25 protein-coding genes are annotated in these 26,951 nt (G+C 69.2%); 8 read left to right on the forward strand and 17 right to left on the reverse strand.

What is annotated here, in order from left to right; translation table 11 throughout:
- The first annotated feature begins 81 nt into the window (after window positions 1-81).
- From ACFQVD_RS21800 to ACFQVD_RS21810, 3 genes are all read left to right on the forward strand, one after another.
- Complete coding sequence (locus ACFQVD_RS21800) at window positions 82-1,263, forward strand: acyl-CoA dehydrogenase family protein (RefSeq protein WP_343970220.1); 1,182 nt, start codon at window positions 82-84, stop codon at window positions 1,261-1,263.
- Entirely contained in the window at window positions 1,263-2,018 is a 756-nt protein-coding gene (locus tag ACFQVD_RS21805) for an SDR family NAD(P)-dependent oxidoreductase (protein ID WP_343970217.1), read from the forward strand. Before ACFQVD_RS21800 ends, ACFQVD_RS21805 begins: the two co-directional genes overlap by 1 nt.
- 133 nt (window positions 2,019-2,151) lie before the next feature.
- Complete coding sequence (locus ACFQVD_RS21810) at window positions 2,152-4,080, forward strand: propionyl-CoA synthetase (protein WP_343970214.1); 1,929 nt, start codon at window positions 2,152-2,154, stop codon at window positions 4,078-4,080.
- A gap of 103 nt (window positions 4,081-4,183) precedes the next feature.
- On the opposite strand, the gene ACFQVD_RS21815 is transcribed toward ACFQVD_RS21810, so the two are convergent.
- The 8 genes from ACFQVD_RS21815 to ACFQVD_RS21850 form a co-directional block, all read right to left on the reverse strand.
- Entirely contained in the window at window positions 4,184-5,161 is a 978-nt protein-coding gene (locus ACFQVD_RS21815) for an N-acetylglucosamine kinase (RefSeq protein ID WP_364151801.1), read from the reverse strand.
- A 5-nt stretch (window positions 5,162-5,166) separates the two neighbouring features.
- Entirely contained in the window at window positions 5,167-6,054 is an 888-nt protein-coding gene (locus ACFQVD_RS21820) for an alpha/beta hydrolase (protein ID WP_343971729.1), read from the reverse strand.
- 68 nt (window positions 6,055-6,122) lie between these two features.
- The gene (locus tag ACFQVD_RS21825; protein WP_343972067.1) at window positions 6,123-7,517 is read right to left on the reverse strand and encodes an NAD(P)/FAD-dependent oxidoreductase; all 1,395 of its coding nucleotides are present in this window, start codon (window positions 7,515-7,517) and stop codon (window positions 6,123-6,125) included.
- Between the two features lie 182 nt (window positions 7,518-7,699).
- Window positions 7,700-8,542, reverse strand: a complete 843-nt coding sequence (locus ACFQVD_RS21830; RefSeq protein WP_386271898.1) for an ABC transporter permease — start codon at window positions 8,540-8,542, stop codon at window positions 7,700-7,702.
- 20 nt (window positions 8,543-8,562) lie between these two features.
- The gene (locus ACFQVD_RS21835) at window positions 8,563-9,414 is read right to left on the reverse strand and encodes an ABC transporter permease (RefSeq protein ID WP_343971732.1); all 852 of its coding nucleotides are present in this window, start codon (window positions 9,412-9,414) and stop codon (window positions 8,563-8,565) included.
- A gap of 42 nt (window positions 9,415-9,456) precedes the next feature.
- Entirely contained in the window at window positions 9,457-10,698 is a 1,242-nt protein-coding gene (locus tag ACFQVD_RS21840; RefSeq protein WP_343971735.1) for a polyamine ABC transporter substrate-binding protein, read from the reverse strand.
- Window positions 10,699-10,705: 7 nt separating this feature from the next.
- Entirely contained in the window at window positions 10,706-11,851 is a 1,146-nt protein-coding gene (locus tag ACFQVD_RS21845; RefSeq protein ID WP_343971738.1) for an ABC transporter ATP-binding protein, read from the reverse strand.
- Window positions 11,852-11,876: 25 nt separating this feature from the next.
- Window positions 11,877-13,334, reverse strand: coding sequence for a gamma-aminobutyraldehyde dehydrogenase (locus ACFQVD_RS21850; protein WP_343971741.1), 1,458 nt, complete (start codon window positions 13,332-13,334; stop codon window positions 11,877-11,879).
- Window positions 13,335-13,527: 193 nt separating this feature from the next.
- Here ACFQVD_RS21850 and ACFQVD_RS21855 point away from each other — a divergent pair, with 193 nt between their 5' ends.
- Window positions 13,528-14,022 carry an Lrp/AsnC family transcriptional regulator gene (locus ACFQVD_RS21855; RefSeq protein ID WP_030906137.1) on the forward strand — a complete coding sequence of 165 codons (495 nt, stop codon included), beginning with the start codon at window positions 13,528-13,530 and terminating at the stop codon, window positions 14,020-14,022.
- A 4-nt stretch (window positions 14,023-14,026) separates the two neighbouring features.
- On the opposite strand, the gene ACFQVD_RS21860 is transcribed toward ACFQVD_RS21855, so the two are convergent.
- A complete protein-coding gene (locus ACFQVD_RS21860; RefSeq protein WP_343971750.1) occupies window positions 14,027-14,737 on the reverse strand; it encodes a DivIVA domain-containing protein in 711 nt (236 codons plus the stop codon).
- Window positions 14,738-14,983: 246 nt separating this feature from the next.
- Between ACFQVD_RS21860 and ACFQVD_RS21865 the strand changes: the two genes are divergently transcribed.
- Window positions 14,984-15,772, forward strand: coding sequence for an ABC transporter ATP-binding protein (locus ACFQVD_RS21865; RefSeq protein WP_343971753.1), 789 nt, complete (start codon window positions 14,984-14,986; stop codon window positions 15,770-15,772).
- A complete protein-coding gene (locus tag ACFQVD_RS21870) occupies window positions 15,769-16,440 on the forward strand; it encodes a hypothetical protein (protein WP_343971756.1) in 672 nt (223 codons plus the stop codon). The genes ACFQVD_RS21865 and ACFQVD_RS21870 overlap by 4 nt, the downstream gene beginning before the upstream one ends.
- A gap of 10 nt (window positions 16,441-16,450) precedes the next feature.
- On the opposite strand, the gene ACFQVD_RS21875 is transcribed toward ACFQVD_RS21870, so the two are convergent.
- Both ACFQVD_RS21875 and rlmN read right to left on the reverse strand, forming a co-directional pair.
- Window positions 16,451-17,722 carry an ATP-binding protein gene (locus ACFQVD_RS21875; protein WP_343971759.1) on the reverse strand — a complete coding sequence of 424 codons (1,272 nt, stop codon included), beginning with the start codon at window positions 17,720-17,722 and terminating at the stop codon, window positions 16,451-16,453.
- Between the two features lie 365 nt (window positions 17,723-18,087).
- Window positions 18,088-19,212: a 23S rRNA (adenine(2503)-C(2))-methyltransferase RlmN gene (rlmN, locus tag ACFQVD_RS21880; protein WP_343971762.1), complete on the reverse strand. Its 1,125-nt coding sequence runs from the start codon at window positions 19,210-19,212 to the stop codon at window positions 18,088-18,090.
- Window positions 19,213-19,284: 72 nt separating this feature from the next.
- Here rlmN and ACFQVD_RS21885 point away from each other — a divergent pair, with 72 nt between their 5' ends.
- Window positions 19,285-20,367: a suppressor of fused domain protein gene (locus ACFQVD_RS21885; protein ID WP_343971765.1), complete on the forward strand. Its 1,083-nt coding sequence runs from the start codon at window positions 19,285-19,287 to the stop codon at window positions 20,365-20,367.
- Between the two features lie 7 nt (window positions 20,368-20,374).
- On the opposite strand, the gene ACFQVD_RS21890 is transcribed toward ACFQVD_RS21885, so the two are convergent.
- The 6 genes from ACFQVD_RS21890 to ACFQVD_RS21915 form a co-directional block, all read right to left on the reverse strand.
- A complete protein-coding gene (locus ACFQVD_RS21890) occupies window positions 20,375-21,217 on the reverse strand; it encodes a phosphatidate cytidylyltransferase (RefSeq protein WP_343971768.1) in 843 nt (280 codons plus the stop codon).
- Window positions 21,218-21,273: 56 nt separating this feature from the next.
- On the reverse strand, window positions 21,274-21,831 hold the full coding sequence (gene frr / locus ACFQVD_RS21895; protein WP_343971771.1) for a ribosome recycling factor: 558 nt from the start codon (window positions 21,829-21,831) through the stop codon (window positions 21,274-21,276).
- Between the two features lie 276 nt (window positions 21,832-22,107).
- Window positions 22,108-22,803, reverse strand: coding sequence for a UMP kinase (gene pyrH / locus ACFQVD_RS21900; RefSeq protein WP_245651402.1), 696 nt, complete (start codon window positions 22,801-22,803; stop codon window positions 22,108-22,110).
- 122 nt (window positions 22,804-22,925) lie between these two features.
- Window positions 22,926-23,759, reverse strand: a complete 834-nt coding sequence (gene tsf, locus ACFQVD_RS21905; RefSeq protein ID WP_343971777.1) for a translation elongation factor Ts — start codon at window positions 23,757-23,759, stop codon at window positions 22,926-22,928.
- A gap of 108 nt (window positions 23,760-23,867) precedes the next feature.
- Window positions 23,868-24,767: a 30S ribosomal protein S2 gene (rpsB, locus tag ACFQVD_RS21910; protein WP_343971780.1), complete on the reverse strand. Its 900-nt coding sequence runs from the start codon at window positions 24,765-24,767 to the stop codon at window positions 23,868-23,870.
- Window positions 24,768-24,995: 228 nt separating this feature from the next.
- Window positions 24,996-25,604 carry an ArsR/SmtB family transcription factor gene (locus ACFQVD_RS21915; protein ID WP_343971783.1) on the reverse strand — a complete coding sequence of 203 codons (609 nt, stop codon included), beginning with the start codon at window positions 25,602-25,604 and terminating at the stop codon, window positions 24,996-24,998.
- Between the two features lie 68 nt (window positions 25,605-25,672).
- On the opposite strand from ACFQVD_RS21915, the gene ACFQVD_RS21920 reads away from it, so the two are divergent.
- Window positions 25,673-26,944: an MFS transporter gene (locus ACFQVD_RS21920; protein WP_343971785.1), complete on the forward strand. Its 1,272-nt coding sequence runs from the start codon at window positions 25,673-25,675 to the stop codon at window positions 26,942-26,944.
- Window positions 26,945-26,951 lie beyond the last annotated feature (7 nt).

The following is a 26,951-nucleotide window of genomic DNA, read 5'->3' on the forward strand; positions in this document are numbered from 1 at the left end:
ACCGACTCTAGGGCAGCCCCTAGCGAACAGTACAATTTCTGATACTTTAGTACTTGTTTTCGTACTCCAAAGGAAGCTTCGATGCCCGCATCGCGTGTCATGCCAAGCGAAGAGAGTGCCGACCTGATCGAGATCGTCCGGGACCTCGCCGACGGGAAGCTGGCCCCCCGGGTCGCGAAGGCCGAGGCGGACGAGGACTTCCCGCGCGACGTGTTCCGCACGCTCGGCGCGATGGGCGTCCTCGGCCTGCCCTACCCCGAGGAGTACGGCGGCGGCGGTCAGCCCTACGAGGTGTACCTGCAGGTGCTGGAGGAGGTCGCCCGGGTCTGGTCCAGCGTCGCCGTCGGCACCAGCGTGCACGTGTTGTCGTGCTTCGGACTGTTCAACTTCGGCACCGACGAGCAGCGGCGGACCTGGCTGCCCGACATGCTCGGCGGCGAACTGCTCGGCGCGTACTGCCTGAGCGAGCCGCAGGCCGGCTCCGACCCCGCAGCCATGACCACCCGTGCCGTCCGCGACGGTGACGACTACGTGCTCACCGGCGCGAAGGCGTGGACCACGCATGGTGGGCACGCCGACTTCTACACGGTGATGGCGCGGACCTCGGACGACCCCAGGGGCATCTCCTGCTTCCTCGTCCCGGCCGGCGCCGAGGGCCTGAGCGCCGACCCGCCCGAGCACAAGATGGGCCTGACCGCCTCTCCGACCGCGACGATGCGGCTGGACGGCGTGCGGGTGCCGGCCGAGCGCAGGATCGGCGCGGAGGGCGACGGCCTCGGCATCGCGCTGGCCGCCCTCGACTCCGGCCGGATGGGCATCGCCGCCGTCGCCACCGGCCTGGCCCAGGGCGCCCTGGACCACGCCGTGACGTACGCGAAGGAACGCTCGACGTTCGGCAGGCCGATCATCGAGCACCAGGGCCTGGCGTTCCTGCTGGCCGACATGGAGGCGGCCGTGCAGACCGCCCGCGCGATGACGCTGCACGCCGCCCGGCTGAAGGACCTCGGCCTGCCGTTCGGCCGGGAGGCGTCCATCGCCAAGATGGTCGCCACCGACAACGCCATGAAGGTCACCACCGACGCCGTCCAGGTGCTGGGCGGCTACGGCTACACCCGCGACTTCCCGGTGGAGCGTTACATGCGCGAGGCGAAGGTCATGCAGATCTTCGAGGGCACCAACCAGATCCAGCGCATGGTCATCGGCCGCTCGCTCGCCAGGAACACCCCACCCGTGATCACCGCGGTCAGCAGGGAGAAGCACTGATGCAGGTCGCCGACACCGCAGTGATCGTCACCGGCGGGGCCTCCGGTCTCGGCGCCGCGACCGCCGACCTGCTGGCCAAGGAGGACGCGCAGGTCTTCGTGTTCGATCTCAAGCAGAGCATCGACGTCGTGGACCCGGTACCGGGGGTGGAGTACATCCCCACCGACGTCACCAGCCCCGAGGAGGTGCGGGCCTCCGTCGCGACGGCCGCCGCCGGCCGACCGCTGCGCGCGGTCGTCAACTGCGCGGGCATCGGCCCGTCGGCGCGGATCCTGGGCAGGAAAGGCGTGCACGACCTCGACCTGTACGCGCGCGTCGTGCAGGTCAACCTCGTCGGGACCTTCAACGTGCTCGCCCTGGCCGCCGAGGCGATCGCCCGCACCGAGCCGGACGAGCACGGCCAGCGCGGCGTGATCGTCAACACCGCCTCGGTCGCCGCCTACGAGGGGCAGATCGGGCAGGCCGCGTACTCCTCGTCCAAGGGCGGCATCGTCGGGCTGACCCTGCCCGCGGCGCGCGACCTCGCCCAGTACGGCATCCGGGTCAACACCATCGCCCCGGGCATGGTGGAGACGCCGATGCTGGCCACGGTCTCCGCGGAGTTCCGGGAGGATCTGGCGGCCGGCGTTCCGTTCCCGCGGAGGCCGGCCCGCCCGAACGAGTACGCCCACCTGGCACTGACGATCATCCACCACGACTACCTCAACGGCGAGGTCATCCGGATGGACGGCGCGCTCCGGATGGCACCCCGCTGACCTCGGCAGTCACGAAGTCGGCAAAACTCTCCAAAAACCAGAGACGGCCCAATACCCGTCTTCATGTCTCTCCGCACCCGAAGGTCGGAGAGGGGCCTCGACCGGGCGCCTCCCGGAAGAGCATGATGGCCTGATGTCGTACGCTGACGCGTTTGCCCGCAGTATCACCGACCCGGAGGACTTCTGGGCCGAGGCCGCCGAGGCGGTCACCTGGAGCAGGCCTCCGCGCGAGGTGCTGGACTCCGGGGCACCGCCCTTCTACCGGTGGTTTCCCGACGGGGAGCTGAACACCTGCCACAACGCGCTGGACCGGCACGTCGAGGCGGGCCACGGCGACCGGGTCGCGCTGATCTACGACAGCCCGGTGACCGGCACCGGCAGGCGCCACACCTACGCCGAACTGCGCGACGAGGTCGCCAGGTTCGCCGGGGTGCTGCGCCACCTCGGGGTGGAACAGGGCGACCGAGTGGTGATCTACATGCCGATGGTGCCCGAGTCGGTGATCGCCATGCTGGCGTGCGCGCGGCTGGGAGCCGTGCACTCGGTGGTGTTCGGCGGGTTCGCGCCCAAGGAACTGGCGGCCAGGATCGACGACGCGCGCCCCAAGGTGGTCGTCTCGGCCTCCTGCGGGATCGAGCCCACCCGCGTGGTGCCGTACAAGCCGATGCTCGACGCCGCGCTCGACCTGGCCGGGCACCGGCCCGCGCACTGCGTGATCCTCCAGCGCGAGCAGGCCCCGGCGGAGCTGGTGCCCGGACGGGACGTCGACTGGGCGAGCGCGGAGGCCGAACCCGCCGGCTGTGTGCCGGTGAAGGCGACCGACCCGCTCTACATCCTCTACACCAGCGGCACCACCGGGCGGCCGAAGGGCGTGGTACGCGACAACGGCGGGCACGCGGCGGCGCTGCTGTGGAGCATGGCCAACGTCTACGACATCGCGCCCGGCGAGGTGTTCTGGGCGGCATCCGACATCGGCTGGGTGGTCGGGCACTCCTACATCGTGTACGGGCCGCTGCTGCGGGGCGCCACGACGGTGCTGTACGAGGGCAAGCCGGTCGGCACCCCCGACGCGGGCGCGTTCTGGCGGGTGATCGCCGAGCACCGGGTGAACGCGCTGTTCACCGCGCCGACCGCGTTCCGCGCGATCAGGAAGACCGACCCGGAGGCGGCCCTGCTGCGCGACCATGACATCTCGTCGCTGCGGACGCTCTTCCTCGCCGGGGAGCGTCTGGACCCCGACACCTACCACTGGGCGGCGGAGAAGCTCGGCGTCCCGGTCGTCGACAACTGGTGGCAGACCGAGACCGGCTGGCCCGTCGCGGCCAACCTGCGCGGCCTGGAACCCATGCCGGTCAAGCCGGGCTCCCCCACCGTGCCCGTCCCCGGCTACGACGTGCGCGTGCTGCGCTCCTCGGGCACCGAGTGCGCCCCCGGCGAGGAGGGCGCGATCTGCATCCGGCTCCCGCTCCCGCCCGGCACCCTCCCCACGCTCTGGCAGGACGACGAGCGCTACGTGAAGTCCTACCTGTCGGCCTTCCCCGGCTACTACCTGACCGGCGACGGCGGCTACCTCGACGAGGACGGCTACCTCTTCGTGATGGGCCGCACCGACGACGTGATCAACGTGGCCGGGCACCGGCTGTCGACGGGATCCATGGAGGCGGTGCTGGCCGCGCACCCGGCGGTGGCCGAGTGCGCGGTGATCGGGGTCGCCGACGAGCTGAAGGGGCAGGTCCCCCGTGGCTTCGTGGTGCTGAAGAGTGGGGCGGCGGTCGACGTCGAGACCCTGCGGGCCGAGCTGATCCTGGCCGTCCGCGAGCAGGTGGGCGCGGTGGCGGCGCTGAGACAGGTGGACGTGGTCCCGGCGCTGCCGAAGACCAGGTCGGGGAAGATCCTGCGCAAGACCATGCGCGGCATCGCCGAGGGCGCCGACGAGCCCGTCCCCTCGACCATCGAGGACCCGACGGTGCTGGACGTGCTGCGCCCCATCGTCGGGCGCGGCGTCACCACCCCGGACGACCGGGACGCCGACCCGCTCCGCTCGGGTTCCGGCGACGGCTGACAGACCGGCCCCGGTTCTCGGTCCGGTACGGCCGGCCGGTCTCCTCTCCGGCGGCGAGGGGCGGCCGGCCGAGAGCGCGTCCGCTCCCGGCCGGCCGCCGGGATCAGTCGCCGGAGACGATGCGGGCGTGCAGCCGCGCGGCGGTCGCCGGGTCCCAGCCGAACGCCTCCCGCCCGGCCAGCCACGCCGCCGCGCCCGCGCCGTCGCCCGCGATGACCGTCGCGGCCCCGAGCCTCTCCCGTACCGCGGGGCCGACAGGGCCCTCGCCGGTCAGCACGCTGCCGGCCAGCACGATCGGGCTCCTCTCGCCCGCCGGGCGGACCTCGGCCACCGTCTCGCAGAGCAGCCGGGCGGCGGTGGAGGCGATCTCCAGCGCGGCCGGGTCGCCCTCGGCCGCCGCCCGGCTGACCAGCGGGGCGAGCCTGGCCAGCTCCAGCGTGGGCCGCGACTGGGCGCGGACCACCAGCTTGATCGCCAGCTCCCGCATCTCCTCCGCCGTCCCCCCGGCTCTCTCTCGCGGGAGCGGCTCGCCCCCCAGCAGGGCGTCGACGACGAGGCGGGTCAACGTCCCACCCGCCTCCCCCCTGCTGAGGGCGTGGGCGGCGACACGGGCCGCCTGCCTGCCCAGCCAGAAGCCGGAGCCCTGGTCGCCCAGGAGCCAGCCGAGCCCGTCGGCGATCATCACGGGCTCGCCGTCCTCGATCCTGGCGGCGATCGCCCCGGTCCCGGCGATGAGCACGGTGCCGCGCGGCTCGGCCGTGCCGGCGGCGAAGGCGATGCCCAGATCGCCGGTGAGCCGGGGCCGGACGCGCAGGCCGGCCGAGGCCCACATGGGGTCGAACACCAGGCGGTCCAGCGCCCCGGCGCCCGCCATCCCGATGACCGCCCCCGCCACCGGGACCGGGTCGATCCCGTGCAGGGCCTGCCGCAGGGCCAGGCCGATGTTGGCGACGGCGACGGCGTTGCCGTGGGCCGCCGGGTTACCGCCCCCGGCCACGCCGTATCCGGCCCGCCGGCCGTCGGCGTCGATCAGGAGCGCCCGTGAGGACGTGCCGCCGACGTCCAGTCCGAGGACGTACATCGCGTTCAGAGGTGCTCTCCGAAGAACGTGGCGACCGCCTCGACCGCCCGGGTGACGTGTGGCTCGGTGTCGTAGAGGTCGATATGGAGCCGGGTGTCCAGCCAGACGAGCCTCTTGGGGGCGTCCATCCGCCGGTAGGCCTCCTCGGCTCCCTCGGGCGAACAGAGGCGATCGACCACGCCGTGCACGATGAGGCCCGGCTTGGGGGACAGGAAGTCGGCGCCCGTCATGTTGTCCAGGGTGATCAGCTCTCGGACCGAGGCCCGGGTCACCGTGTTGCCCCAGTACGCCGAGGCGCCTCGGGAGGTGCCGTAGTAGGCGAACGGCTCGTCGCCCGGCATGGCCGCCTCGCCCTCCTCGGCCACCGCGGGCAGATACTCCACCGCACCGCCCCTGTCCTGCCGCTCCAGCACCTCCGTGCAGGAGGCCAGCGCCCGCTGGTACCCGTCGGGCGACATCCCCGCGCGCATGCCGTAGGGGTTGCTGTACGCCCCCGCGACGCCCGCGAACGCCTTCACCCGGGGGTCGAACGCGGTGAACCTGAGCGCGTAGCCCGCGCCGAGGCAGATCCCGACCGCGCCGATCCTGCCGCCGTCCACCTCGGGCCGCGAGCGCAGCAGCGAGACCGCGGCCCGCAGGTCCTCCAGCTTGCCCTGCGCGTCCTCGTGGTTGCGCGGCTCACCGCCCGACTCGCCCCAGTTGCGGTGGTCGAACGCCAGCGTCACATATCCCGCTCCGGCCAGCCGGGACGCGTACAGGCCGGTGACCTGGTCCCGGGTCCCGGTGAACGGGCCGGTGAGGACCAGGCCGGGGTGCGGGCCCGGTGCCACCGGGACCCGCAGGTCGCCGGCGAGGGTGACCCCGCCGGCGGTGAACTTCACCTTTTCCGACATGGTGCAAGTCTGTACGGCCCGCGTGCCGGAAGCCAACGACTGTCCCCGGCCGAGGCCGGGGACAGTCCCTAGGAGTCGAACCCGAGGCCCATCCGGTCCAGGGTGCGCAGCCAGAGGTTGCGGCGGCCCTGGTGCAGGTCGGCCTGGGCGATCGACCAGCGGGTCATCTGGATCCCGACCGAGCGGACCGGCTCGGGCGGGAACGGGACGGGCTTCTCCTTGACCATCCGCAGCTCGGTCCGCTCGGTCCGCTCACCGGCGAGCAGGTCGAGCATGACGTTCGCGCCGAACCGGGTCGCGCCGACGCCCATGCCGGTGTACCCGGCGGCGTAGGCCAGGCGCCCGCCGTGCGACCGGCCGTAGAAGGCGCTGAACCGGCTGCAGGTGTCGATGACCCCGCCCCACCTGTGGGTGAAGCGCAGCCCGGACAGCTGGGGGAAGGTGGTGGAGAAGTGTTCGGCCAGCTTGACGAAGGTCTCGTCGCGCTGCTCGTACTCGGGCTTGATCATGCCGCCGTTGTAGTAGACCGCGTCGTAGCCGCCCCAGAGGATCCGGTTGTCCTCGGTCAGCCGGTAGTAGTGGAACTGGTTGGCCGCGTCCCCGACTCCCTGCCGGTTCTGCCAGCCCACCGAGGCCAGCTGGTCGGCGGAGAGCGGCTCGGTCATCAGCGCGTAGTCGTAGACCGGCACGAGGAGGTGCCTCAGCCGCCGCAGCAGCGGCTGGAACACCCCCGTGCCGAGCGCGACGTTGCGCGCCCTGACCATGCCGTGCGGGGTACGCAGGTCCAGGCTCGCCGGGGTGTCCTTCATGGTGCGTACCGGCGTGCGCTCGTAGATGCGCACGCCCATCGAGAGGCAGGCCTCCCGAAGCCCCCAGGCCAGCCGGGCGGGGTCGAGCATGGCACAGCCGTCGCGCTCCCAGTGGCCACCGATGTAGGTGGGCGAGTTCACCTCCGCCCGGATCTCCTCCGCGTCGAGGACGTCGAAGCGGGCGCCCAGCTCGCGGGCGATGTCGAGGCTCTGGTTCATCTCCTCCAGCTGCCACGGCTCGGTGGCCACGTGCAGTTCGCCGGTGCGCTCGTAACCGCAGTCGATGCCGTACCTGGCCACGGCCTCGCCGAGCTCGTCGAGGTTGTCGACGCCGAGGCGTTCCAGCGTGGAGATCTCCTCGGGCCAGCGCTCCAGCCCGTTGGCGATGCCGTGGGTGAGGGTGGCCATCGCGAAGCCGCCGTTGCGGCCGGACGCCGCCCAGCCGACCCTCCGTCCCTCAAGCAGGACGACGTCGAGCGACGGGTCGCGTTCCTTGGCCATCAGGGCGGTCCAGAGCCCTGAGAATCCTCCGCCGACCACTGCCAGGTCGGCGCTCGTCTCACCGAAGAGCCGCGTCAGCGGCTCGGGTTTCGCCGGACTGTCGAGCCAGTACGGCTTGCGCTCCGCATCAGCAAGAGCCTTCAGCGGATCCACAAATCTCACTTCCCTACGTGAGTCAGGTTTTCTCTGTGTGTATCGCGTGGTCGTGAAGATCACGCGCGGGTTCCCCCCGCCTGAATCCGATCTCGCCTCCCTGTTCTGTGCCGTGGACCGTCCGGGGTCTGGGTACACCGAAGCCCCGCGCCACCCGGTGAGGGCACGGGGCTTGACGGCGGCTAGGTGCGGCGGCGCGAGCTGACCGTGTTGAACACGGCGATGGCGACGCCTACCGCGAATATAAGCGTCCCGAGGATGTTGACCTGAGGCGGCACCCCGATACGGGTGGCACCCCAGATCCACAGCGGGAACGTCTGGGTGGCACCACTGGTGAACTGGGTGATCACGAAGTCGTCGATGGAGAGCGCGAAGGCCAGCAGCGCGCCGGAGACGACACCGGGCAGGATCATCGGGAAGGTGATCCGCCAGAACGTGGTCCAGGTGGACGCGCCCAGGTCGCGCGCCGCCTCCTCGATCGACCGGTCGAGCCCGATCACCCGGGCGCGCACGGTGATCGCCACGAAGGAGAGCGAGAAGAGCACGTGCGCGATGACCACGGTCGCGAAGCCGGTCTGCACGCCGGCGCTGATGAACAGCGAGAGCAGCGAGGCGCCCATGACGAGTTCGGGCGAGGCGATCGCGGCGAACATCACCAGGTTGGTCGCGCCCTGCCCGCGGAAGCGGTAGCGGCCCAGGGCCAGGCCCATGAGCGTGCCGATCAGCGTCGTGATCACCGTGGCGAGCACGGCGATCTTGAGCGAGTTGAGCACCGCCGTGACCAGTTCGGGATACTCGTCCAGGCGGCCCCACCACCTGAGGGTGAAGCCCTGCCAGGTCACGTTCGACTTGCTCTGGGTGTCGTTGAAGCCGAAAACGATCATGACTGCGATCGGCAGGAACAGCCAGGCGATGATCAGCCAGACGTAGGCCCGGAGCAGCCGGTCACCCAGCCGCCTCGTGTTCAGCGGGGACCTCCGCCTGGTGGGCGCCTCGCCGGGGACCTCGGTTTCGCGGGCGCTCACCCCGCGGAGGGTGTCAGGGCTCATCGGGCCGCCGCCTCCAGGACGTTCTCGGTACCGAGCGCCTTGGCGTAGGCGAAGATGCCGATCAGCATCGCCGCCATCAGCGTGAACGACAGCGCGGCGGCGGTCGGGTAGTCGTTGTTGACCAGGTACTCGGTCTGGATGATGTTGCCGATCATCGTGTTCTCCGGGCCGCCGAGGATGCCGGCGTTGACGTAGTCCGCGGTCATCGGGACGAACGTCATCAGCACCCCGGCGAACACGCCGGGCAGCGAGAGCGGCAGCACGATCTTGGTGAACGCCTCGCGCTTGGCCGCGTACAGGTCCTGGGCGGCCTCGACCACCTTGGGGTCCACCCGCTCCAGCGCGACGTAGATCGGCAGGATCATGAACGGCAGGTAGTTGTAGACCAGGCCGCCGATCACCGCGAACGTCGTCTGCAGCACGTGGAAGTCCTCGGGCAGCAGTCCTGCCGACTTGAGCGGCGAGAGCAGCATGCCGTCGTCGGCGAGCAGGAACCGCCAGGACACCGTGCGCAGCACGAAGGAGACGAAGAACGGCAGCAGCACCAGCAGCAGGTAGGTGGACTTGCGGTTGCCGCCCTTGAACGCGATCCAGTAGGCCATCGGGTAGGCCAGCGCGATGGAGACGACGGTCGCGACCAGCCCGTACCCGGCCGAGCGCAGGAACTGGGTCCTGTACTGCACCAGGGCGTCGCCGTACACCGAGAAGTTGAACGTCTGGACGAACCCGTTGACCACGTCGCCCTCCTGGGTGGAGACCGAGGCCATGAAGACCATCGGCACCACCAGGAAGATCGCCAGCCAGAGTCCGCCGGGCAGGATGAGCAGGTAGGGGGCGAGGCGTTTCACCGGCCGCTTGCCCCTTCCCGTCTGGTTCGCTCTCTCATCGGCCTAACCCTGCGTGATCGGCTGGAAGATGTCCTCGAAGACCTTCTCCTCACCCGGGTTCAGCTTCTTGTACGACCGCAGCTTGGCCATGTCCGCCTCCGAGGGGAAGATCATCGGGCTCTCGGCGATCTGCTCCAGCGCCGCCTTCTCCTTGCCGGTGGCCTTGGCGGCGTCGGCGAGGACCAGGTCCTTGGCGGAGGAGACCGGCGTGATGTAGTTGATGGCCTCGACCAGCATCGTGGCGATCTTCGGCTGGTAGACGTAGTCCATGAAGGTCAGCGCGTCGACCGGGTTCTGCGAGGTCTTCGGGATGCACAGGTTGTCCGTCCAGATCGTGCCGCCCTCCTCGGGCACCACGAACCTCAGGTCCTTGCCCTCGGCGACCTGCTGGAAGATGTCACCCGACCAGGCCATGGTGATCCAGATGTCTCCCCTGGCCAGGGCGTCGACGTAGTCGTTCTCGTAGTACTTGCGCACCAGACCCGCGTCGCGCTGCTGCTTGAGCTTCTCCCCCGCCTTCCTCCAGTCGGCCTCGGTCGACTTGTCGGGGTCGATGCCCAGGGCGAACATGCCGAAGTTGGCGACCTCCTGGGTGTCGAGCATCATGCCGACCTTGCCCTTGTACTTGGGGTTCCACAGGTCGGCGACGCTCTTGACATCGTCCACGTACTTGGGGTTGTAGGCGATGCCGGTAAGGCCGCCCGCCCACGGGACCGTGTGGGCGTTGTTCGGGTCCCAGGTGGGGTTCTTGACCACGGAGGTGGCGTTGGCGGCGAAGTTCGGCAGCTTGGAGTGGTCGAGCGGAACGAGGTAGCCCAGCGCGATGGCCTTGGACAGCTGCAGGCCGTTGGTCAGGACCATCAGGTCGTAGCCGATGTCGTTGTTGGCGGCGAGCAGCGGCTGGATCTTGCCGAAGAACGTGGGGATGTCCTGGATGGCCTCCGTGTAGGTCACCTTGATGCCGGTGTCGGCCTCGAACATCTCCAGGGACGGGTACCGCTTGCCGTCCTTGTCGATGTAGAGCGGCCAGTTGGCGAAGCGCAGCGTGCCGTTCTTCTTCTTGGAGCCCCAGTACTCGGCGACGGCGTCCTGCCGGGGCGCCTCCACCTTCTTGCCCTGCACGCCGCAGGCGGCGAGGGCCAGACCGGCGGCCGACATTCCCCCCAGGCGGAGGGCGTCACGGCGGGTGACGGAGCGGCTCTGCGTCATGCCACGCAGGAAGGCGGGGTTCATGCGGGAGTACATAGCGGACTCAACTTCCGATCGCGTACGAGTGCTGCGGCCGCCACGACAGCCAAACGGCGTCGCCACGCTCCGCCGTACTCGTGCTGTCGAGCGCGTTCTGCTGGAAGACGGTCATCTCTGCCCCCTGGGCCAGACTGACCGTGTAGGAGTTGTAGAGCCCCAGGTAGACCACCTCGGAGACGACGCCTCGTACGACGCTGAGGTCTCCGGTGGGCTCCTCGGTGGAAATACTGATCTTCTCCGGGCGCACCGTGATCGCGATCGCTTCCCCGGCCGCGAACGATCCGCCCTCGGTGAGCACCTGGTCCTCATCGCCCAGCCTAAGCACCGCGAAACCGGACCGGAGACGGTCGACGGTGCCGCTGAGCAGGTTGGACGTGCCGATGAAGCCGGCCACGAAGGTGGTCGCCGGCCGCTCGTAGATCTCTCTCGGGGTGCCCAGCTGCTCGACCATGCCGTCGTTCATGACCGCGATGCGGTCACTCATGGTGAGCGCCTCGCTCTGGTCGTGGGTGACGTACACGAAGGTGATGCCGACCTCACGCTGGATGCGCTTGAGCTCGATCTGCATGGCCTGGCGGAGCTTGAGGTCGAGGGCGCCGAGCGGCTCGTCCAGCAGGAGCGCCCGGGGCTTGTTGACCAGGGCCCGCGCCAGGGCGACCCGCTGCTGCTGGCCCCCGGACATCTCACGGGGGCGGCGCTTCTCGCGCCCGGTGAGGTCGACGATCTCCAGGATCTCGCCGACGCGGCGCTTGATCTCGGCCTCGGCCACCTTCTTGCGCCTGAGGCCGAAGGCGACGTTCTCCCAGACGTTCATGTGCGGGAAGAGGGCGTACGACTGGAAGACCATGTTGACGTCGCGCTTGTTGGGGGGGACGTTGGTGACGTCCTGGCCGTGCAGCCGCACGTTGCCCCGCGACGGATCCTCGAACCCGGCGATCATTCGCATGGTGGTGGTCTTGCCACAGCCCGAGGGGCCGAGGAGCGAGAAGAACTCCCCCTCGGCGATCGTCAGGGTGACCCCCTTGACCGCCTGGACGACCTCGCCGTGGGAGACATACTCCTTGACGACCCCATCAAGTTCGATCGCGGGCGTTTGGGGCGAGCGAGAGGCGGCGTCGGCCGCCTCCGCACCCACCTGGATTTCGGTCATGCCAGGCTTATCCCTCTGTTCGCGGCTATTCGCCGATGTAGTGCATGACGTGCTTGACGCGAAGGTAGTCGTGCAGGCCAAAAACGGACAAATCCTTGCCGTAACCGGAGTGCTTAAAGCCTCCGTGCGGCATTTCTGAGACGAATGGGATGTGAGTGTTGACCCAGACGACACCGAATTCGAGACGGTTCGACACCCGCATCGCCCGACCGTGGTCGGAGGTCCACACCGAGCCCGACAGGCCGTACCTGACGTCGTTGGCCTTGGCCACCGCGTCCGCCTCGTCGGAGAAGGTCTGGACCGTGATGACCGGCCCGAACACCTCGTTCTGCACCATCTCGTCGTCCTGCCTCAGGCCGTCGACGAGCGTGGGAGCGAAGAAGTAGCCCCGCTCGCCGACCCGGTTCCCGCCGGTCAGGACCTTGGCGTGGCCGGGGACCCGGTCGAGGAAGCCGGTGACGCGGGCCAGCTGCTCGGCGTTGTTGAGCGGGCCGTACAGGGCCTCCGTGTCGGAGAGGTCGCCCGTCACGGTGCTCGCCACCGCCTCGGTGAGCGCGGTGACGAACTCGTCGTGGGCGTCCTCGTGGACCAGCACGCGGCAGGCCGCGGTGCAGTCCTGGCCGGCGTTGTACAGGCCCGCGGTGGCGATGGACTCGGCGGCGGCCTTGAGGTCCTTGACGTCGTCGAACACGATGACGGGCGCCTTGCCGCCCAGCTCCAGGTGGACCCGCTTGAGGTCCTCGGCGGCGCTCCTGGCCACGGCCATGCCGGCGCCGACGGAACCGGTGATCGCGACCATCGACGCGGTCGGGTGGCCGACGACCAGCGCGCCGGTCTCCCGGTCGCCGACGACGACGTTGAAGACACCCTTCGGCAGGACCTCGCCGAGGATCTCGGCCAGCTTGACCGTGGAGACGGGGGTGGTGTCGGAGGGCTTGAGCACGACGGTGTTACCCGCGGCGAGCGCCGGGGCGATCTTCCAGACCGCCATCATCATCGGGTAGTTCCACGGCGTCACCTGGCCCACCACGCCGATCGGCTCGTGCCTGATGACCGAGGTGTGCTCGGCCAGGAACTCACCGGAGGTCGGCCCCTCCAGGGTGCGGGCGGCGCCGGCGAAGAAGCGGAAGTGGTCGGCGGCGACCGGGGTCTCGTCCTCGGCCATCCGGGCGCGCGGCTTGCCGGTGTTGAGGCACTCGGCCTCGTTCAGCTCCTCGGCCCGCGCCTCGATCGCGTCGGCCACCTTCAGGAGCAGGTTGGCGCGCTCGCCCGGAGTGGTCCGCCCCCACGACTCGAACGCGGCGGCAGCGGCGGCGTAGGCGGCGTCGACGTCCTCGGCACCGGAGATGGGAGCACTAAGGTAGGTCTCTCCGGTGCAGGGGTCGATGACGTCGGAGAACCGGCCGCTCCGGGCCTCCACGAGCTCACCGTTGACGTAGTTCTTCAGGCGGGGGAGCTCACTGGTCTCAACCGGGGTGGTCACCGTCGGCCTCCTATGGATCGGGGCTGAGTTGTCGCGACTCTTACAGAGCAAGAGCCGTACGACAAGGGATTTCGTTGTTAAGATACCAAATTGCTACGAAATCGCTTGACAGACGGCCCGAAAGTGACAGCATGTCGCATCGGAGCCGCAACACGCCGGAAACAGCCCCGCAATATGACGCCAGGGAGCGCGGATGACGACGCCACCCAAGGTACGCCGCGACAACGACGCCAGGTCAGGCCCCGTCGTCCTCGACGAGATCTCCAAGCAGATCATCGAACAGCTGCAGGCGGACGGGCGCAAGCCCTATGCCGCCATCGGCAAGGCCGTGGGGTTGTCCGAGGCGGCGGTACGCCAGCGGGTCCAGCGCCTGATCGACGCGGGAGTCATGCAGATCGTCGCGGTGACCGACCCGTTGACCCTGGGCTTCTCCCGCCAGGCCATGATCGGCATCAAGTGCGAGGGCGACCTGGAGATCGTGGCCAACGAGCTGTCGGCCATAAAGGAGATCGACTACGTGGTGCTGACCGCCGGGTCGCTCGACATCATGGTCGAGGTCGTCTGCGAGAGCGACCAGCACCTCCTGGAGATCCTCGGCAAGATCCGGGCCATCCCCACGGTCCGCGCCACCGAGACCTTCGTCTACCTCAAGCTGCACAAGCAGACCTACTCCTGGGGCACCCGCTGACACCTCAACGGCCGAGGCGGGCCTCAAGGACACCCGCCAGGTCGGCGAGGAACTCGTCGACCTCGCCGACCGCGTAGCCCGGCCTCAGCAGCACCGTGGCGAACCTCGCTCCGCGCACCTCGTCGGGGGTGAGGGGCTGGTCGGTGGTGCCGCGCAGGGTGGCCACGATCCGGTCGAGGAAGGTGTCGACCTGGTCCTCGTTGTAGCCCATGCCGAGCCGTCCGGGCCTGAAGGCGGCCCGCTCGACCCGGACGGCGTGCTCCTCGATCTCGTCGGCGCCGAGCGGTTCCGGCGACCCGCCGGCCACCGGCTCCCACCCGGCCGCTCCAGGATGCCGGGCGACGGCCACCGGTTCCCGCTCGGTGGCTCCGGGATGCCGGGCGACCGGGGCCGCTTCCGGATCCCGGAGCGGCGGCTCGGCGCGCTGTGCCCACTCCTGTTCCTGGGGCGCGGTCGGCCAGGGCACGGGCTGCCGGCGCGCGGGAACGATCGGACGTCCGTCCGCCCCGGTGGGCCGAGTCTCGATCGCCACGATGAAGGCCTCCAGCGCGAAGTCGACGGCGATCTCGTGGTAGCCGCCGAGCTTCGTGCGGAAACGGGCGTCGCGGATCTCGTCCGCGGTGATCGGCTCCCCCTCCGGGGCGCCCCTGCCGAGGGTGCCCTCGATCCGGCGGACCAGCAGATCCACCTGATCGGGGTCATATCCCGTACGCACCCCGAGAACCCGTGGAAAGCGGTTCAACCCCGCGTCCTTTCGCCTCTCGCCTATTGGCCTTTCAGTCGATGACCTCCATTCTGAGGGGAATTGCCGGGTAAAAGCGAGTAATCGGAACAGTGTCGCGAACGGGGTCGAGGGCCGTGGCGGGCGTCGAAACCGTGCGGGAGCGGAGCGTTCCGGCGCGGCCGACGTGACGCCGGAGATTCCCCCGATAAGTGAATGATCCCGGTATGGTGACCGCTTATGCGGCTCTCCCAGGTGTCCTTCCGATACTCCCGCCGAGGCCCCTGGATCCTGAAGGACGTCGAGCTCTCGCTCCACCCGGGTTCCGTCACCGAGGTCACCGGCCACAACGGCGCCGGGAAGTCGACGCTGCTGCGGCTGCTCGCGGGATTCCTCCCCCCTTCCCACGGCTCGGTCTCCGACCGGCCCGGCACCGTGGGCTACGCCCCCGACGTGTTCCCCACCGACCAGCCGTTCACCGTCGCCGCCTACCTGGCCCACATGTCCAGGATCCGGGGCGGCTCCCCCGCCTCCGCCGTGGAACTGGCCGGACGCCTGAACGCCTCCCACCTCCTGGAGCAACCGCTGGGCGACCTGTCCAAGGGCAGCGCGCAGAAGATCGGGCTTATCCAGGCGCTACTGACCCCGCCGGACCTGCTGATCCTGGACGAACCCTTCGCCGGACTGGACGAGCAGACCCGCGCCGAACTCCCCCTGATCATCGACGAGATCTCCTCGGCCGGCGGCATGGTCGTGGTCAGCGACCACCAGAACCAGCTCCGGACCTTCCCCGGCGCCGTCCACTGGCTCGTCGCCGACGCCACCGTCACCCCGCACACGCCCGAGCCCGGAGCGCGCCCGGCCGACATCCGGCCCGCTCACCCACGGGACGCCGACCGCCTGCCGCCCCGGGTGCCCGAGCCGTCGGCGCGCCAGGCGGTCATCGAGGTGATCGTGGACGCCGGCGACGCCGACGAGGTGGAACAGAAGCTCCGCGCCGACGGCTATCTCACCAGGCGGTCATCATGATCCATCTCGCGCGTTTCAAGCTCTCCGCCTACGCCCGGTCGCACCGGCTGTTCCAGCCGGTGATCGGGCTCCTGATAATGCTGGCCATCTTCTCCGCCACGCTGACCCCGCCCGGCAAGGAGCTGTCCGCGTACGCCGACTCGGCCGGAATGCTGATCCTCATCTTCGCCTGGGCCTCCCGCGGGCTGCTCGACACCGAGCCCCCGACCCAGCGGCTGATCTCCATGACGGCGGCCGGGCGACCGGGCCGTGAGATCGGGGCCGGACTGCTCGCCGCGCTGACGGTCAACCTCGGCCTGGCGACGATCGCGATCGGGCTCCCGCTGATCCACGGCTTCGCCGCCACGCCCGCCCCCGCCGACCTGGCAGGCGGCATCGCGCTGCACCTGCTCGGCGTGAGCGCCGGGACCGCGCTGGGCGCGCTGACCAGCCGGTCGATCCTGGCCTCCCCCGCGGTCTCGATGCTCGCCCTGTTCGGCGGCTACCTCGCCCTGCTGCTGATCAGCCTGACCCCCGTGGGCCGCCTCTCGGTGCCGATCATGCCCTGGATGCGCGCCGCCAACGACGGCCTGCTCGACGAGGCGCTGCTCCCCGTCTCCGCCGCCACCCTGTTCTGGACCGCCGCGGGCCTCACCCTGTACGCACGCCTGCGCCGCCTGAATCCCTAAGGGACCCGGCTCACGAAGCGCCGACCTCCCAGAGAGTGCTCACCGGCATGGCACGCATCCGCTCACCGAACGGAAGCGTCTGCGTCCCGGTATAGAGAACAACCCCCACCGCGAAATCATCACCAAGCCGGTTCGCGAGGTGGCGCAATCCCTTGAAGTCATCCGGCCGCACGGTAGAGGATGCCTTCACCTCTATGCCGACCACGAGTCCCTGCCTGTTCTCCAGGACGGCGTCCACCTCCACCTTGTCCTTGGTCCGGTAGTGGAACAACTCCACGCGCTCTTCGGACCAGGTGAGCTGGCGAGCCAACTCCATAAGAACAAAGCCCTCCAGAAGCGGGCCGAACGCGCCTTCGGGACGGACCAGGCTCCGTGAGTCGGCTCCCAGAAGGTTGGCCGCGATCCCCGAGTCGACGAAGGCCATCTTGGGCGTCCCGATCGCACGGCTGCCGAGGTTGCGCGACCAGGCGGGGATCCGCTTGATCAGGAAGACCTCTTCCAGCAGCCCCAGGTAGCGATGGACCGTGCTCGCGGACAGCCCGATCCCGTTGCTCAGGGAACCGGGGACCAGCAGCTGGCCCGACCTGGCGGCCAGCAGCCGGATCAGAGCCCGCATCCCCGCTGTTCGCTCGATCTCCGCCAACTGACTCACGTCTCGCGCAATGAGGTCCGCGACGTACGAGTCGAGGAACCGCTCCCGTCTGCGGACGTTGGATCGTGACACCGCCTCGGGAAATCCACCTCGGACAACCCGCTCCGCGTACTCGGCGCGGCTGGTCTCCGACGTGTGGTGCAGGTCATCGCGCTCGGCGAAGAGCGCGTCCACGAACCCATCGGCCGTGCCGTCGATCTCGCCTTGCGAGAAAGGCCACAGCTCGATGGTCTCCATCCGGCCGGGCAGGGCGTCAGGAAGCGCCCGGAGCCCGAGCACCCGGGCTGATCCGGTCAGCAGATAGCGGCCCGGTCTCGGGTCGGCGTCCACCTGTTCCTTGATGGCGAGCAACAGCTCGGGGACCCGCTGGATCTCGTCGATGACCATCAGCTCGGGGAACGCGACGAAACCGGCGGGGTCGGTGATCGCGGCCTGGCGGGCGGCAGGGGTGTCGAGATTACGCCACTCTCCCGCGCGCCCCTTGGCGAGAAGCCGGACCAGAGTGCTCTTACCGCACTGGCGCGCCCCAGTGACGAGGGTGACGCGGGTGTCGGCCAGAGCCTCTTCAACGGCTCTTTCCGCATGCCGTGGAAGGACCCTGCCAAGAGGAGTCCGTGAGCCGCTGACCATCGGATAAGCATGGCACAGCCAAAGCCTGCTGACAGGATAGCCGCTAGTTTGCTGACAGGTTAGTCGCTGGGTCGCTGACAGATCGGTCGCCATCTATGTGGCAGGGCGGTCGCTATTTTCCTGACCGCTGGCCGGCTCGGGCGTGGACATGCCGGGCGGGGTGGGGATCCATTCGGATCAGGCCGGGCCGCACGGCGATGCGCTGACCGGATCGACATGGCCGGCACCACGTCCGGACGAGCCGCGCCGCGCCGCGCCGAACGACGATGTGGCGGGGAGCGCGGACGGGAGAGGAGCGCCGCCCGGCGGGAGTACGCCGGGCGGCGGTCGGCGCCTCGGGGGCGCAGCCGTAAGAGAAAGGGAGGTTACTCGGCGGCGGCGAGCTGGCCGCAGGCGCCGTCGATCTCGCGGCCGCGGGTGTCGCGGACCGTCACCGGCACACCGTGGAACTCCAGGCGCCGGACGAAGGCCCGCTCGTCCTGGGGCCGGGAGGCGGTCCACTTGGAACCCGGGGTCGGGTTGAGCGGGATCAGGTTGACGTGCACGAGCTTGTTCTTGATCAGTTTGCCGAGCAGGTCGGCCCGCCACTCCTGGTCGTTGATGTCCTTGATCAGCGCGTACTCGATGGAGACCCGGCGCTTGGTCCTGGCCGCGTAGTCCCAGGCCGCGTCGAGGACCTCGGCGACCTTCCACCGGGTGTTGATCGGCACCAGGGTGTCGCGGAGCTCGTCGTCGGGGGCGTGCAGCGAGAGCGCCAGCGTCACCGGCAGCCCCTCCCCGGCGAGCTTGCCGATCGCCGGGACCAGACCGACCGTGGAGACGGTGATCCCCCGGGCGGAGATGCCCAGGCCGTCGGGCGCGGGCTCGACCATGCGGCGGACGGCGCCGACCACGGCCTTGTAGTTGGCCAGCGGCTCGCCCATGCCCATGAAGACCACGTTGCTGACCCGCCCGGGACCGCCGGGAACCTCACCGGCGGCCAGCGCCCGCGCTCCGGCCACGACCTGCTCGACGATCTCGGCGGTGGTCATGTTGCGGGTCAGGCCCGCCTGGCCGGTGGCGCAGAACGGGCAGTTCATGCCGCAGCCCGCCTGCGAGGACACGCACATGGTCGTACGGTCGGTGTAGCGCATCAGCACCGACTCGACCAGCGCGCCGTCGAAGAGCCGCCACAGCGTCTTACGGGTGGTGCCGGCGTCGGTGGTCATCTCCCGGACGGAGGTCAGCAGGCTGGGGAAGAACGCGGCGGCGAACTTCTCCCTGGCGGCGGCCGGAAGATCCGTCATCAGCGCGGGGTCGCCGTTGAGCTTCTCGAAGTAGTGCCGGGAGAGCTGGTCGGCACGGAACGGCTTCTCGCCCAGCTCGGTGACCGCCGCCCGGCGCTCGGCCATGGTCAGATCGGCCAGGTGGCGGGCGGGCTTGGCCCGGCGCGGCGCCACGAAGGTGAGCTGGCCGGGTACGGGGGTCCCGGACGGACTGGCAGTCGACACGTCCAATGCCTTCTCTCGACGGTTACGCGAATACTCGAAGCGGTGCCCGACCGTAATCTAGAGTCCGGAGGTATGGCGACAAACCGCCCCACGGGAGAGCGGGGAGACGGCGTCGAGGTCGTGCTCACCGACGTCAATCCCTACCGGAGCCGCACCCTGGTGGTCGAACGCGACGAGACTTCCTCGGTAGCTTACCTGTGCGGTTCGCAGGGGGAGGTGCACGGAGCCGTCTGGCTGGCCAATCACGGCCCCGCTCCCGAAGGGCTCGACCGGGACCGGCTGGACTCCGTACTCCCGCCGACCGCCCCTCGGGCGAACACCCGGCACCCTGACGGCAGAGGCCCCCTGGGCGCGCTGCGGGCGCTGTGGTTCGAGGAGGGCGACGGCGTCGCCCTGTACGAGAACGAGGAGTTGCTCGCGGTCATTCCCGGCTGGGCGGACATGAACCGGGGAATGCCCGGCTACTGCCGCGACGCGCTGGGCGAGTCCCCGCTCGCCTGGTCGCTGGAGGAGGCCCACGACGGCCTGGCCTCCCGGATCGCCAAGGCCCGCGCCTACTGGGAGTGGCGGAGCGGCGACGGCGCCTGGGCGTCGTTCCAGCAGTTCGTGATGGGCCATCTGGACCGCAGGGCCGGCACCGCGGGCCGGTTCTGGGACGCCGGAGGCGAGCGGATGCCCACGGTGGGCATCACCGAGCGACCGCCGGAGCGGGACCGGGAGTACACGATCCTGTCCACCGTCGGGATGAGCTGCCAGCGGATGCCCACCGTCGAGCAGTACATCGACCGGCCCGACGCCTACGCCCGGGTCGAACTCGCCGTCGCCACCCCCGGCGACGCCCGTGACGCGGCCCGGCTCTTCCTGTGGCTGGCACAGTACCCCTGGCACTCGGTCACCTGGCTGGGTCACGGCCACACCGCCAGGTGGTACCACCGGCCGGAGACCTTCCCGCTCGGCTCCGCCTACGGCGGGGTCATGATGCTGACCGGACTACCGGGGCTGCCCGACCTGTCGGGCTTCTCCTTCGGCGGGGACTCCGTCCAGTGGCTCTGGCTCATCCCGATCACGCCGGACGAGCTGAACCTGGTCTCGGCCGAGGGCTACCGGGCGGTGCTTCCGCGCCTGTCGGCGACCCGGCTCACCGGGACCGGATGAAGCCCCCTCACAGCAGCAGGGTGAACAGCACCCAGACCGGAATCAGCGCCACGACGAGGGAGTCGAGGCGGTCCATCATGCCGCCGTGGCCGGGAAGCACGCTGCTCATGTCCTTGACGCCGAGGTCACGCTTGATCACCGACTCGACCAGGTCACCGAGGGTGGCGAAGACCACCACGACCGCGCCGAGGAGGACACCCTTCCAGATGTCGTCCTTCAGCAGCCACGCCACCAGCCAGCCGCCCACGGCCATGCAGGCCAGTGCCGAGCCGGCGAAGCCCTCCCAGGTCTTCTTCGGACTGATCGTCGGGGACATCTTGTGCCTGCCAAGGGATATCCCGGCGAAATATCCACCGATGTCGCTCGCGACCGTGGTGGCGATGAAGACGAGCACCAGGTCCGCGCCCTTGGTCGGGTGGGCGAGAAGCAGCGCCGCGAACCCCGCGAGCAGGGAGGGATAGACGACGACCAGGACGGTCGCGGTGATGTCGCGGACGTAGTTCTCGGTGCCCAGGAACATCCGCCAGATCATCAGCACCAGCACGGTCATCGCGAAGACGCCGACCAGAGCGGCGGGCCCGCCCCAGTAGGCGCCGGTCAGCATGGCGGCCATGCCGACCAGAACCGGGATCAGCGGGATCCTGATCTCCCTTTCCTCGAACGACCTGACCAGCTCCGTCACTCCGACGCCCACCGCCGCGATCACCACGACGAGGAAGAGCACCTTTACGAAGTAGAGGGAGGCTATGGTGACCGCCGCCAGGGCGAGACCTACCGCCACCGCAGCGGGGAGATTCCGGCCGGTACGGCTACTGCCCGCCACGGGTTCCACAGGGGGTCCTACTTTCATACATACACAAAATCCTTGTCCCGCACGGAGCGCCCGCGCGGGACAAGGATCATGGATCAAACCTCAAGCAGCTCGGATTCCTTGTGCTTGAGCAGCTCGTCAATCTTGGCGACATGCTTCTGGGTGAGATCGTCAAGCTCCTTCTCCGCCCGGCGCACCTCATCCTCACCGGCCTCGCCATCCTTGACCAGCTTGTCCAGGATCTCCTTGGCATTACGACGAATGTTACGGATGGAGACCTTGGAGTGCTCCGCCTTGTTCCTGGCGACCTTGATGTACTCCTTGCGGCGCTCCTCCGACAGCTCGGGGAAGGCCACCCGGATCACCGCTCCGTCGTTACCAGGGTTCACACCGAGGTCCGAGTTGCGGATCGCCTTCTCGATCGCGGCCATCGAGCTCTTGTCAAAAGGCTGGATGATGACCATGCGCGCCTCGGGCACGTGGAACGAGGCAAGCTGCTGAATGGGAGTGGGCGTCCCGTAGTACTCAGCGCTGATCTTGTTGAACATCGACGGGGTGACCCGACCGGTGCGGATGCCTGCGAAGTCTTCCTTCGCCACCGACACGGCCTTGTCCATCTTTTCCTCGGCTTCGAGGAGAGTATCGTCGATCACAGCGGCTCCCTGTCTTCTCGGTCACTCACCATCCTCGCTCACTTCGCGGGGCGCTCCTACCTCGCGCTCCACTCCGCTCGCTACGTCGGGCTCGCTCCCTGTCTCCTGGTCGCTCCCCACTCCTCACTCACTTCGCGGCACGCTCCTACCTCACGCACCACTCCGCTCGCTACGTCGGGCTCGCTCCCTGTCTCCTGGTCGCTCCCCACTCCTCACTCACTTCGCGGCACGCTCCTACCTCACGCACCACTCCGCTCGCTACGTCGGGGGTGCTCCCTAACGTGCCGGACTTACCAGCGTGCCGATCTTCTCACCGCGCACGGCCCGCAGGATGTTGCCCTCACCCATGAGGTCGAAGACCACGATGGGAAGATTGTTGTCCATGCACAGGCTGATGGCGGTGGCGTCCATGACCCCCAGGCCGCGGGTCAGCACCTCACCATATTCGAGATGGTCGAACCGGACGGCATCGGGGTTCTTACGAGGGTCGGCGTCGTAGACGCCGTCCACCTGGGTGCCCTTGAGCAGAGCCTCGGCACCGATCTCCAGCGCTCGCTGCGCGGCGCAGGTGTCGGTGGAGAAGAACGGCGAACCGAGCCCCGCACCGAAGATGACCACTCGGCCCTTCTCCAGGTGGCGGATGGCGCGGCGGGGCAGGAACGGCTCGGCGACCTGCTGCATGGTGATGGCGGTCTGGACGCGGGTGTCGACACCCCGCTTCTCCAGGAAGTCCTGGAGGGCCAGGCAGTTGATGACCGTACCGAGCATGCCCATGTAGTCGGCCCTCGCCCGGTCCATGCCGCGCTCGGAGAGGGCGGCGCCCCGGAACATGTTGCCGCCGCCCACGACCACCGAGACCTGGACACCACCTCGGACGGCCTCGGTGATCGAGTCCGCGAGGTGACCCACGACCGCCGGGTCGATGCCCAGCGGCTCGCCGCCGGCGAACGCCTCACCGGACAGCTTCAACATCACCCGCTTCCAGCGAAGCGGATCCGAGTACGAAGAAACCGCCGACGTGGCGGGTCCTGGATTCTCCTGCACGGCGGCGGCCTCCTCGTTTGGTGCTCTGCGCAAAGAGCGGATGTCTGGAATTAGGCCTGGCCAACCTTGAAGCGGACGAAGGCCTGGACCTTGACACCATTCTCGTCCGCGAACTTCGCGACGGACTTCTTGTTGTCCTTGACGAAGGACTGCTCAAGAAGGGTGAAGTCCTTGTACCAGCCGTTGATGCGGCCGTCGACGATCTTGCCGATGGCCGCCTCGGGCTTGCCCTCCTCGCGGGTCATCTCCTCGAAGAGCGCGCGCTCCTTCTCGATGACGTCGGCCGGCACCTCGGCGGGGCTGAGGTACTTCGGGGCCATCGCGGCGGCGTGCTGCGCGATGTCCTTGGCGACACCGGCGTTCGGGGTGTCGAGCTGCACGAGCACGCCGACCGCCGGGGGAAGCTGGGGGTCGGTCTTGTGCATGTAGGAGCCGATGAAACCGCCCTCGAGCACGGCGAACCGGCGGATCTCGATCTTCTCACCGAGCGCGGCGTTGGCCTCGTCGAGGTGCGTCTTGACGCTCTTGCCGTCGAGCTCGGACTCGAGCAGCGAGGGCACGTCGGTCGGCCTGGAAGCCAGGACGTGCTTGACGACCTGGGCCGCGAGCTCCTGGAAACGCTCGCCCTTGGCGACGAAGTCGGTCTCGCAGTTGAGCTCCAGCAGCGCGGCGGCGGAGTCGCCGTCCTGCTCCAGGGCGACCAGGCCGTTGGAGGCGGTGCGAGCCTCACGCTTGCCGACGTCCTTGGCGCCCTTGAGACGGAGGAGCTCGACCGCGCGGTCGAAGTCGCCCTCGGACTCCTCAAGAGCCTTCTTGCAGTCCATCATGCCGGCGGCGGTCAGCTCACGAAGCCGCTTGACGTCGGCCATGTTCACGGAAGCCATTGTCTTTTCCTCGTGGGAATCGTCGTGGATCGGGTGGGTGCCCCCGACTGAGCGGCACCCACCCGGAAGGGTCTTGCGGGTCGTACGGCCAGACCGTACGGAGATGACCTAGGCCTGCTTCTCGGCGGTCTCGGTGGTCTCGGCCTCGGCGGCGGGAGCCTCCGCGGTCTCGGTCTCGGCAGCGGCCTCCACGACCTCGGCCTCGGCGGCCGGGGCGCTCTCGGCACTACCGGCCAGCAGCTCCTGCTCCCACTCGGCCAGCGGCTCGGCGCCACCGGCGACGGCCGGCTTGTCGTCGCCACGGCCCGCACCGGCGCGAGCCATCAGGCCGGCGGCGACGGCGTCGGCGACGACGCGGGTCAGCAGGCCGACGGCGCGGATGGCGTCGTCGTTACCCGGGATCGGGTAGTCGACCTCGTCGGGGTCGCAGTTGGTGTCGAGGATGGCCACGACCGGGATGTGAAGCTTGCGAGCCTCGCTGATCCCGATGTGCTCCTTCTTGGTGTCGACGACCCACACCGCGCTGGGAATCCGGGACATGTCCCGGATGCCGCCGAGGGTGCGCTCAAGCTTCTCCTTCTCGCGACGGCGCATGAGGAGCTCCTTCTTCGTGAGCCCCGAGGCGGCCACGTTGTCGAAGTCGAGCTCCTCCAGCTCCTTCAGGCGCTGGAGCCTCTTGTGCACGGTGGAGAAGTTGGTGAGCATGCCGCCCAGCCAACGCTGGTTGACGTACGGCATGCCGACGCGGGCGGCCTGCTCGGCGATGGCCTCCTGGGCCTGCTTCTTCGTGCCGATGAACATGATCGTGCCGCCGTGCGCGACGGTCTCCTTGACGAAGTCGTAGGCCCTGTCGATGAAGGCCAGCGACTTCTGAAGGTCGATGATGTAGATGCCGTTGCGCTCGGTGAAGATGAAGCGCTTCATCTTCGGGTTCCAGCGACGGGTCTGGTGGCCGAAGTGCACGCCGCTTTCCAGCAGCTGTCGCATGGTGACGACGGGGGTGGACATTGATAGTCCTCCAGATCGGGGCGCCCATCTCTGGGCGCTGTTCTCGGTTGGCCGCGACAACCTGCGGCTGTCGCCCTGATGCCCCGAACCGGATCCAGCCGGGCTCTCACCCGGACCGAGGGATCTCGGCTCTTGACGGGGCATGCGAAGTCGGCCCATGACGAATGGGCCACCAAAAATTGTACCCGTAACCGGGCCTCTCCCTGACCTTCGGTCGTCAAGCGCCCCTTACGCGTCACTGGGAAGGCCGTGCGGCCGGCGTCGGGCCCGGGGAAAGAGATTGATCTGCGCCTCGGCGATCCGGGCTCCGGGCGGAGCGTCCGCCCGGTCCCTGACGGTGGTCTTGTAGGGGGCGAGCAGCTCGTCGATCCGCTCGTTCAGCCGCTTCAGCTCATCGGCGTCGACCAGCAGGACGGCGCGGTTGAACAGCGCGGCCTCGCGCCACTCCAGGGACTCCCGCTCCATGTTCTCCATGGCCCGGGTCACCTCGTCCGCGGCCTGGTCCCGCAGGGCTTTGATCAGGAACTCCTTGGCGCTGCGTACGTCCGGGCCGTCGTCCGGATCGGGAGCGACGCTCAGGCCCACGGAACTGGAGCGCCACAGCCGCTCCCTGCCGTCGCCGCGCGCGGGCGCGTCCTCGACGAAGCCGTACTTGGCGAGCATGCGCAGGTGATAGCTGGCCGCGCTCGGTGTGACCCCGATGACCTCGGCGACCTCGGTCGCCGTGCAGGGCCCCTCGGCCTGGAGCCGGTTCAGGATCGCGAGCCGCGCGGGGTGGGCCAGCGCGCGCATCGCCGTGGGATCGGTGAGGGACCTGTGCTTCCGTGCCTCGGTCATGTGCAGACCGTACCCAGTCCAAATCTGAAGTATTGCCTTCATAGTTATGAAGGGTTAGCTTCATAACTATGAAGCATTCCCTTCAGGCTTCCTCCGACGCCGCCCCCCAACCGGTCCCGCTCAGGAGACAGCGCGACTACCGACTGCTGCTCTCCGCCCGTGCCGTCACCGAGACCGGCGCCGAGGTCTCCCGGCTGGCGGTGCCGCTCACCGCCGCCGTCCTGCTCGGTGCCTCCCCCACCCAGATGGGCCTGCTCACCGCCGCCACCTCGCTGCCCTACCTGCTGGTCGGGCTCCAGGCGGGTGCCCTCGCCGACCGGCTGAGGCGGCACCGGCCGGTCATGGTCGCCTGCGACCTGGTAGCGGCCGTCGCCATGACCACCATCCCGGTGGCCTGGATCACCGGGACGCTGACCGTGCCCTGGCTGATCGCGATGGCATTCGTGGTCGGCACCTGCTCAGTGATCTTCAGGGCGGTCAACTTCCCGCACCTGGCCACCGTGGTCCACGAAAGCCAGCGAACCGAGGCGCTCGCGGGCTTCCAGTCGGCCTTCGCCGTGGCGAGCGTCAGCGGCCCCGGCCTCGCCGGAGTGCTCGTCCAGCTGATCACCGCGCCGTTCGCGATCCTGGTCGACGCCCTGTCCTTCCTGCTCTCGGCGCTCCTGATCCGGAGGGTCGCCGCGCCGGAGACCCACACCCCCGCTCCCCCCCGCGGCATGTGGACCGAGATCCGCGAGGGCCTGGGCACCGTGCTCCGGCACCCGGTGCTCCGCGCGCTCTGCGGCAGCGGAACGACGATCAACTTCTTCGGCGGCGTCTACATGGCACTGTTCGTGATCTACGCGCTCAACGTGCTCGACCTGCCCGGGGGCCTGGTCGGCGCGATCACCGCCTGCTTCGGCATCGGCGGTCTGCTCGGCGCCGCCGTGGTACCACGCCTGACCAGACGATTCGGTGAGAACCGGGTGCTGGTCTGCGCCACCCTGCTCTTTCCCGTCGACTACGCGGTCGCGGCGCTCGCCGGCGGCCCGGCGTGGCGCAGCCTCCTGCTCATGTCCACCACCGCGGTGACCTCCGGCATGGCCATCGTGGCCTTCTCCGTCTGCATGGGCGCCATCACCCTGCGCGAGACCCCCACCGAACTGCGCGGCCGGGTCAACGCCACGATGTCCTTCACGACCCAGGGCGTACTCACCCTCGGCAGCCTGGCCGGTGGCCTGCTCGGCGAGTTGCTGGGGCTCCGCCCGGTGCTGTGGATCTCCGCGGCCGGGGTGCTGACCACGCTCGTGTGGATCGGCCTCTCCCCCCTCCGCCACTCCTCCAGCGCTTCGACACGGTGACCGGATG

Source organism: Streptosporangium amethystogenes subsp. fukuiense (assembly GCF_042665875.1).
GTDB classification, from domain to species: Bacteria; Actinomycetota; Actinomycetes; order Streptosporangiales; family Streptosporangiaceae; genus Streptosporangium; species Streptosporangium fukuiense.